At 60.1% G+C, this 6,420-nt stretch carries 6 protein-coding genes; 2 read left to right on the forward strand and 4 right to left on the reverse strand.

From position 1 onward, the window contains the following. Together EN984_RS18295 and EN984_RS18300 are read right to left on the reverse strand one after the other, a co-directional pair. Positions 1-521 (reverse strand): TetR/AcrR family transcriptional regulator (locus EN984_RS18295; RefSeq protein ID WP_164765515.1); only part of this gene is annotated, 521 nt, incomplete at its 3' end. 59 nt (positions 522-580) lie between these two features. Continuing rightward, complete coding sequence (locus tag EN984_RS18300; RefSeq protein WP_127268654.1) at positions 581-865, reverse strand: acylphosphatase; 285 nt, start codon at positions 863-865, stop codon at positions 581-583. A 160-nt stretch (positions 866-1,025) separates the two neighbouring features. Between EN984_RS18300 and EN984_RS18305 the strand changes: the two genes are divergently transcribed. Next, entirely contained in the window at positions 1,026-2,018 is a 993-nt protein-coding gene (locus EN984_RS18305) for a bifunctional helix-turn-helix transcriptional regulator/GNAT family N-acetyltransferase (protein WP_127268655.1), read from the forward strand. Positions 2,019-2,052: 34 nt separating this feature from the next. Here EN984_RS18305 and EN984_RS18310 read toward each other — a convergent pair whose 3' ends face one another. After that, positions 2,053-3,165 carry a pyridoxal phosphate-dependent aminotransferase gene (locus EN984_RS18310; RefSeq protein ID WP_127268656.1) on the reverse strand — a complete coding sequence of 371 codons (1,113 nt, stop codon included), beginning with the start codon at positions 3,163-3,165 and terminating at the stop codon, positions 2,053-2,055. Positions 3,166-3,285: 120 nt separating this feature from the next. Between EN984_RS18310 and EN984_RS18315 the strand changes: the two genes are divergently transcribed. Next, positions 3,286-4,953, forward strand: a complete 1,668-nt coding sequence (locus EN984_RS18315; RefSeq protein ID WP_127268657.1) for a sulfotransferase — start codon at positions 3,286-3,288, stop codon at positions 4,951-4,953. Between the two features lie 380 nt (positions 4,954-5,333). On the opposite strand, the gene EN984_RS18320 is transcribed toward EN984_RS18315, so the two are convergent. Then, the coding region (locus EN984_RS18320) for a porin (RefSeq protein WP_164748954.1) at positions 5,334-6,420 on the reverse strand (1,087 nt) is incomplete at its 5' end.

Raw genomic sequence — 6,420 nt, forward strand, 5'->3', positions numbered from 1 at the left:
CCCGGCCGAAACCAGACGATGACGCCAGTCATCATCTGGATCAGTGCCATGGCGGTCAGCCCGGTGTCGTCGATGCTGAAGGTGCCCGTCTCGGCGCCATCGCGTAAAATAGTGCGCAGTTCCTTTTCGTAGGCAGTGCGCATGCGCAGGATCTGCGTCAGCCGTTCGGGCGACAGGCTGCGCAATTCCATGTTCGACACATGCGTGGCGTGCCGTCGCTCGATATGAAAGGCGATGTGATTGCGCACATAGGCCGAGAGCAGTTGCGCCGAATCTGCGTCCGCCGGGCGGGCTGCTTCCCATGCTGTGGCCAGACCCTCCATGTGCTCGCGCATCAGCGTGAACAGAAGCTCTTCCTTGGTTGGAAAATAGCGGTAGAGCGCGGCCGCCTGGACGCCGACCTCGGCGGCAAGCTGGCGCATCGACATTGCTTCGTAGCCAAACCGCGCGATGAGGTTGACCGCCGCCCCACGGATGGTCGCTTCGGTCTTTTCGCCATCGGATCCGGTCGTGCGCGCCATGTCAGCTCCTCTGTGGAGTGATAATAAAACGAACGTTCGATTAATTCAAGGCGGCGCGCTCAGGCAATGATCCTGAACCCGACAAGAAGGTGTTGTGTTGCCAAGTCCTCGACGTCGACCCTGGAGACCGAAGCCCCGGCCGGCCCTTTCCAGAGGCGCTCGATCATTTTCGAGACCGCCTCATCGAGCCCAGCGATCTGGGCCGTTACAGACCCATCCGCCTCATTGCGGACCCAGCCCGCAAGGCCAAGGCTCGTGGCCTGATCCCGAGCCCAGGCCCTGAAGCCGACGCCTTGCACATTGCCGTAGACCCGCGTCAGCACTTCCCTGCGACGATCAGCCATGAATCTCTCCAAGCCTGTCTCGTTTTGAATCTGGCGCGTGGCGTGAGGAATGCAACCTGGGAACTGCGCGCGAGCGCAATGGCTGGCCTCTCTGGCTCAAAATTTAATTGACTCCGTCCACTAATTTTGGAAAATACGGCTGCCTTAGGAATGGCTGCGGATGTTGGACGAACGCAACGCATTGGTGGCCGATGTCAGGCGCTTCAATCGCTTCTACACGCGCACCGTCGGCCTTCTCGACGAGACGCTGACACAAAGTGCATTCACTTTGACCGAGGCGCGCGTGCTGTTCGAACTGGGTCACCGCAGCAACCCGGCTTCCGCCGAAATCGCCGGGGAGCGAGGTTTCCTGGCTGGTGCTTTTCGGCTGGAGAATGGCCCGGCGGCCTCCGAAATATCAAGACAGTTGCGTGTCGATGCCGCCTATCTGACGCGGATCCTGCGCAAGTTTGCGGGCCAGGGGCTGACCGAGGCCAGAACGGACCCGGCTGACCGGCGCCGAAGGGTGCTCTCGCTGACCTCACGAGGCGAGGCAGCGCTTGCCAGACTGCAGGCGGCGGCCGATCGGGACACGGCGCGGCTGATCGAAAGCGTCCCCGACGACAGGTTGCATGAACTGCGCAGCGCCTTGCGCAAGGCGGGGGAATTGCTGGGCGATCGCACCCGTGACAGCAGCGAGGTGACGTTGCGGCCGCATCGCGTCGGCGATGTCGGCTGGGTCGTGCAGCGCCAGGCCCAACTTTATGCCGAGGAATATGGCTGGACGATCGAGTTCGAGGCCATGCTCGCCGAGATCGGCGCCGATTTCATTCGCAATTTCGTGCCCGGCCGCGATTTCTGCTGGATCGCAGAGCGCGGTGGTGAGCCGGTCGGCGCGGTGTTCCTGGTTCATCAGGACGACGAAGTGGCCAAGCTGAGAATGCTGCATGTCGAGTCGTCGGCGCGCGGCCTCGGCATCGGCAAACGACTGGTCGCGGAATGCGTGAACCAGGCCCGGGCTTGCGGCTACGCCAAGCTGGTGCTGTGGACCAACGACATCCTCGTCGCGGCGCGCGCAATTTACGAACGCGCCGGCTTCAGGTTGGTCTCGCAGGAGCACCACCACAGCTTCGGCAAGGATCTGACCGGCCAGACCTGGGAAATGGATTTGTAGGCTGCTTTGCAGCTGGTTTGCTTGCAGACGGAACCTAATTTCCCCGCGCTGTTGCCAGCGCGCCAGGCAACTCCTCGGCAAGAATGTCGAGCTCGTGATCGAGACCGACGCTGATGCGGATGCAGCGGTCGAGCCGTGGCACCATCGGCTTGCGGATGAAGACGTCGCGTGACAGCAGACCTTGCAGAACTTTCAGCGCGAAAGCGCTATCGCCGCCGCAATCGATGGTGACGAAGTTGGTCGCCGACGCCAGCGGCTTCAGGCCATTTGCCTCGGCAATGCCTGCGATGCGTCGGCGGCCGGCCGCGACCCGCGCCACCACGCTTTGCAGATAGTCCTGATCGGCGAGCGCCTCGACGCCGGCGATCTGCGCCATGCGGCTGACGCCATAATGGTTGCGGATCTTCTCGAAGTCGCGGATCACCTGGGCCTCGGCGATCGCATAGCCGCAGCGTATGCCCGCCAGCCCGTACGCCTTCGAGAAGGTGCGCATGCGGATGACGTTTGGCCTGGAGATATCGATCGGCGGCATCGCCGAGGCCGGCCCGAGTTCGCCATAGGCCTCGTCGAGCACCAGCATGGTGGTTTGCGGCAGCGCCTCGATGAAGCGGATGATCTCGCTCGCCTCCCACCAGCTACCCATTGGATTGTCGGGGTTGGAGAGATAGACCAGCGGGGCCTTGTCCCTACGCACCGCCGCCAGCAGGCCATCCAGGCTTTCCCGGTCGTTCTCGTAAGGGACTGTCACCAGCCGCCCGCCGACACCGGCAATGTGGAAGTTGAAGGTCGGGTAAGCGCCGAGCGAGGTAACCACCGCGTCACCAGGCGCGACATACATGCGTGCCACCAGGCTGAGCAGGCCATCTATGCCTTCGCCGACAACGACGTTCTCGGCCTCTACGCCGTGATGCGCGGCGACCGCCACCTTCAGATCGTGATTGTCGGGATCGCAATACATCCACATGTCGCCGGCGATCTCGGCCATCCGGGCGGTGACGCGCGGCGAGGGACCAAAGCTGCTCTCATTGGCGCCGATGCGGGCGCGGAAAGCGCGGCCACGCTCGCGCTCCTGCGCTTCGGGGCCGACAAACGGCACCGTCGAAGGAAGCGCTGCGATGAGCGGCATGAGGGGAGGGCGCTGGTGCATGGCGGAAGCTCGCTTGAAAAAGGGCCTTCTTGCTAGCGTGGCCGACTTGGCCGTGCAAGCACCCGGCGGTCCGCAATCGTAACGCTGGATTCCTGCGTATCTTTTTGCTAGCGAGACGCAATGAACAATCGTCTGCCGCCTGCCTGGTCCAAGCACCTGAAGGTCCAAACCGGACCGAAACCCAAATTCCCGCAACCGAATCTTCCGAAAGCGAATTCGCTTTCGCGTGCGCAGGCCGACGAGGCGTTGCTGCAGCAGGCATATCAGTTTCAGCAAGTCAAACGGCTCGGCGAAGCTCAGGACTTATGCCTGCAAGTTCTGGCGCGTACGCCCAACCATCCACTTGCCCTGTATATCTTGGGGACCGTGTGCCTGGGCTACGACGATGAGGCGGCCTTGCGATATTTCGCACGCGCGGTCGGCGAGGAGCCAAAAAACCCTTACTACCACCTTGGGCTGGCTTCGGCCTATGTGAAGGTCAGCGAATATTCGCCAGCAATCAGACATATGCAATACGCCTTGGAGTTGCAGCCAGATCTTATCGAAGCACTTTGTGCATTGGGGGACGCTTATATCGACTTTGACAAACCTGAGATGGCTTTGCCGCTTTATGAGAAGGCACTAAAAATAAACCGGGATCATCCAAAGGTGCGGATCGGACTGGCTCGCGCGCTCACCAGCGTGGGACGGATGGTTGAAGCTGCCGCCTATCTTCAGGAGGCAATCGAACGTCGTATCAAGGTGCCGGCGGCGTACAATGACCTCGTGCAGACACAAAAATTCACCGAAGAGCCTAAGGAGCTCAAAGCCATTCTTGGCGAACTTGGAAATCCGAAGCTTGAACCGGATGGTGCCGAGAACCTTCATCTGGCGGCCGGCAAGGTGCTGAATGATCTCAAACGCTATAAGGATGCATTCGACCATTTCAACAAGTCGAAACAGGCATCAGGCCGCAACTTCGATATCGACCAATACCGTCGCTGGATAGACTCACTGATTGCGACCTTCACGCCTGAGATGCTGGCTGCCAAGGCCGATTACGGAAATCCTTCGGAAATTCCCGTGTTCGTGGTCGGCATGCCTCGCTCAGGCACAACTCTTACGGAACAGATCTGCGCCAGTCATCCTGATGTACACGGCGCGGGCGAACTAATGAAGCTTAGGCGGGTGGCGAATGCGATTGAACTCAGAAGGTCGTCAGCCGGAGATTTGGACTCGGCGGTCGCGTCGATCACAAAAGGCTTGTCCCGAACATTGGCCGAGGAGCATTTGTCCTATCTGAAGGAGCGGGCGCCCGCGGCACTTAGGATCGTCGATAAGATGCCGCATAATTTTGAACTGATCGGTTTGATTGGCCTTCTCTTCCCCAACGCAAAGATCATCCATTGCCGCCGTGACGCGATCGACAATTGCGTCTCTTGCTATGTCTTGAAATTCGGCGAGGGGCACAGTTACAACACCGACCTGAAGACACTCGGTCTGTACTATCGCGAATATGACCGTCTGATGCAGCATTGGAACGAGGTTTTCCCGGGCCTGATCTTCGAAAACCGCTACGAAACGCTCGTCGAGGATCAGGAGGCGCAGTCACGCCGCCTCATAGATTACCTTGGGCTGCCCTGGGATGACGCCTGCCTGCGTTTTTTCGACAGGGATGGTTCGGTCAACACGCCCAGCCGCTGGCAGGTTCGCCAACCCATCTACAAATCGTCTGTCAAGCGCTGGAAGAATTATGAAGGCGAGATCCAGCCGCTAATCGATGCTTTGGGCGACTTGGCGGAGACGTAATTCAAACGGGGCTGACGTGCCTCTCATGCACGTCACCTCGATTTGGTTGGCACTGCTGAGCTGAAGAAGCGCAGGGATGCGCGTGATTCCGCACCCGACGATCCCAAATGCAATCGCCGGTTGGCCGATTATTTTCTGCTGGTCGGCGCTCGAAGCGCTTGGCGCGAAATCTCAGGCGTTGCCGGACTGGCAAATAGCCTGGTTGCCGAAGCTGTCAGGGCTCCGCCTCGGCGGCTGGCTACTGTTGGCCGCAAACCCTTCAAGAAGTGCAAGGCTCGGCCGCGGGGCAGCACAGTTGCATTTGCCGAGGCCCCTGAAAATCCGGCGCGAAAAACCCGGCGGTTACCCGCCGGGTTTCGATTTCGACAAGTCGAAATATATTAGAACGAGCGCTGGAAGCGGAGGAGGCCGCCGATGCTGTTCTTCTTATCGGCCGGGGTGAACGATGGGTTAACATAGTTGACATCGCCAAATCGGCCTGCATGGAGGTAGTCGACTTCGGCCGTGACGGTGAAGCCCGGAACAACGTCATAAGCGATGTTCGCGGCAACACCGACGTTCTTCCAGTCGTCAGCGGACACCTGGGCGTTGAACGAGGTTTTTTCGTTGAACTTGTAGGTGCCACCGCCCCACACTGCCCAATTGCCACCCCACATCTTGTAGAAGCCGCGACCGTTGGCGTCGACATGATTGCCGAGGTTGTCGTTGAGGTTATCGTCCGAGCCGTAGCCGCCCATGATGAACAGCGAGAGTTCGTTGGAGACGTTCACATCCAGGCGAACCTTGCCGGCCACTTCTTCGTAGTTGCTGTCATAAGCGACGACACCGGTGATGGCGCCCCAGCCCTGCGTGTACTTCACGCCGCCGACGACATGCGGAACATAGCTGTCAATCGTGTCATTGGCGTTACCTTCTTCCAGCGAGACCACTGCCGAGAAGCCGTTGCCGGCATCGAAGTAGTACTGGACGACGTTGGTGTCGAAATCGCCGTAGGGAACCAGCGTATCCTGGATGACGTTGCCGGCGTAGCCGACGAACGTGTCGAAGGCCGATTCGTCCTTACCGACGCGCAGGCCACCGAGCTGGATCCAGGCGAAGTTCAGCGAGACGTCCCGGTTATGGGCGGCGTTGACGTCCTCGAAAGCGTTGTCGTCGCCAAAGTTGAAGCGGGTCTCGGTGTAGGTCTTCAACGTGCCGAGTTCGGTTTCCTGGCCTGTCCAGGTCTTCAGCGTGAAGCGGGTATTCTTCAGCCAGGTGTTGTGGTCATCACCATCCTGGTGATCCGCGGCTTTTGCACCATCGAACGAACCGAGGTCGCCACCGCCGATGTCGTAACGGATATAGCCGCCGATGCGCAGGCAGGTTTCGGTGCCGGGGATGTAGAAGTAGCCAGCGCCGTAGACGTCGCAGATCTTGACGTATTCAGCGGGTTCCGGCTCGGCGACGACGACGGCGTCGGCGGCGCGC

It is taken from the genome of Mesorhizobium sp. M7A.F.Ca.CA.004.12.1.1 (assembly GCF_003997835.1).
Lineage (GTDB): Bacteria > Pseudomonadota > Alphaproteobacteria > Rhizobiales > Rhizobiaceae > Mesorhizobium.